The organism is Halomonas sp. BM-2019, from assembly GCF_017584085.1.
On sequence record NZ_CP071922.1, the window covers coordinates 3,207,932 to 3,210,318 of the forward strand.

Consider the following 2,387-nt stretch of genomic DNA (forward strand, 5'->3'; position numbering starts at 1 on the left):
CTGCGCTCCGGGAGCTTGCTCAACAGGCACCGCTTCGGCCGCCAACTTTTGCTTTTTCATGATCCGCCAAGCCATAAAACCAAGACCCGCAGTGAACAGCAAGAAGACAAAATTCGGCATTCCCGGCACTAACCCCAGCAGACCAATCACGCAAGCTGCCAAGATCATGACTTTCGGATTGACAAACAACTGGCTGACCATCTGTTGACCAACGTCTTCATCGGTATTTACGCGTGAAACCGTGACGCCAGCGGCGGTTGAAATGACTAAGGCTGGAATCTGGGCGACCAAACCGTCACCGATCGCCAACAGAATATAAACTTGACCCGCGTCGGCAAAGCTCAAGTTGTGCTGCATGGTTCCAATCATCAAGCCGCCGATGATATTCACCACCATGATCACTAAGCCGGCAACTGCGTCACCGCGCACGAACTTACTCGCACCATCCATTGAGCCATAAAAGTCAGCTTCCTGCGCGACTTCTTGACGGCGACGTTTGGCTTCTTCTTCGCCAATTAAACCCGCATTCAAGTCTGCGTCGATCGCCATTTGCTTACCCGGCATCGCATCAAGCATAAAGCGCGCGCCAACTTCTGCAATACGTCCCGCACCTTTGGTGATAACCATGAAGTTGATAATCACCAAGATCAGAAAGACCACGATACCCACAGCAAAATTACCGCCAACGAGGAACTGCCCGAAGGATTCAATGACCTTACCCGCCGCATCACCCCCCGTGTGACCCTGCATCAAAACAACCCGAGTCGAGGCGACGTTCAACGACAAACGCAATAAGGTGGTGAATAAGAGCACTGCGGGAAATGCAGCAAAGTCGAGCGGCTTTTCAGCAAACATACTGACGAGCAACACCATCAACGCAAGGGCTATGTTGAAAGTGAAGAGCATATCCAGCGCAAAGGGCGGCAATGGCAAAACCATCATCGCCAAAATCAGTAAGATCAATATCGGGCCGATGAACAATTGCATACGGCCGTCGAGAGACTTACCTAATTGTCCAAGTGTGTACTGGACACCCTTCATTCACTTTCCTCCTGGTGCCGCGGGTGAACCTTACCCTCGGCCATTTTAGACGGTACTTCGAGGCCTTTCGGCTTCGGCGGCACATCACCACCACTCACTTTCACTTGTTTCAGACGGAACGCCCAAGCTAGGACTTCCGCGACCGCTGCATACAAAGGACCGGGAATCTCACGGTCCAAATCGACGTTGAAGTATAACGCACGTGCCAGCGCAGGTGCTTCCAATAGCGGAATTTTATGTTCCGCAGCAATCTCCCGAATCCGTGCGGCCACCGCTTCCGTCCCTTTCGCCACCACACGTGGCGCATTCATATTTTGCTCATCATACTGCAAAGCCACCGCGTAATGGGTCGGGTTGGTGATGATTACGTTCGCTTCTGGCACCTTACTCATCATGCGATTGCGCGACATCGCCTGCTGCTGCGAGCGAATTCGAGCCTTCACATGCGGGTCACCTTCGGTTTCTTTGTGTTCCCGCTTGACCTCGTCTTTGGTCATTTTCATCTTCTTGGCATGGCTGTACAACTGGAAGGGTACATCAATCAGCACCACAACAATCAAAGTTAAAACCATGAGCAATGCCGCTTGTGCAGCGAGTTGTAAAGCATTCGCTAACGCTTGCTGCACCGGCTGCTTCATTAAATTCATGTATTCGCCGTGGCGAGACATGAGAAACACGATCAAAACACCGCCAACCAGCAGCGACTTCGCAATGGCCTTGCCGAGCTCGGCGAGCGCTTGGCTCGAAAAAATTCGCTTCACGCCTTTCACGGGATTCAGCTTCGACAGCTGTGGCTTCATACCCTTGGCCGACACCAACCAACCGCCGAGCAACGCCGGGGCAACAAGGGCAAGCACCACCATCAACATAAATAACGGCATCAGGGCGAATAATGCATGTTGCGCGAGCATGGCCACGTTCATCAACATAGGGCCAATTTCGAACGCCTGTTGGCGCTCAAACAGAAACGACTGTTCCATGACAAAGCCAACCTGCTCATAGAGCATTGAGCCCATGCCCCACAGGCCGATCAAACCGCCAAACAGCAATACAAATGTGGTTAACTCACGCGATCGCGCAACCTGCCCCTCTTCCTTGGCTTTTTGCAGCCTTCGGGGCGTGGCGGGTTCTGTTTTTTCGGAGTCGTCGCTGCTGCTCTGTTCAGCCATCGCTTACAAATTCCAGACATTATTCGGGAGTTAGCGGCTATTCTGACAGAAGGCAAATGGATTTGAATGGCAAAAAAGCGCCGGTTTAGGGGCGCTTTTCAACGTTAATGGGGATTTACAGGAAGAATTGGCTCATTGAGCCTTGGATTTCCGCCTCATCGAGGTCACTGTCTAACA

Annotated in this window: 2 protein-coding genes; both read right to left on the minus strand. The window is 52.2% G+C overall.

Annotated elements, in window-relative coordinates; genetic code table 11:
* A partial coding sequence (locus tag J5F18_RS15955) for an FHIPEP family type III secretion protein (RefSeq protein WP_346299539.1) occupies positions 1-1,041 on the minus strand: 1,041 nt, incomplete at its 3' end.
* On the minus strand, positions 1,038-2,210 hold the full coding sequence (flhB, locus tag J5F18_RS15960; protein WP_346299540.1) for a flagellar biosynthesis protein FlhB: 1,173 nt from the start codon (positions 2,208-2,210) through the stop codon (positions 1,038-1,040). The genes J5F18_RS15955 and flhB, both read right to left, overlap by 4 nt.
* Between the last annotated feature and the right edge of the window lie 177 nt (positions 2,211-2,387).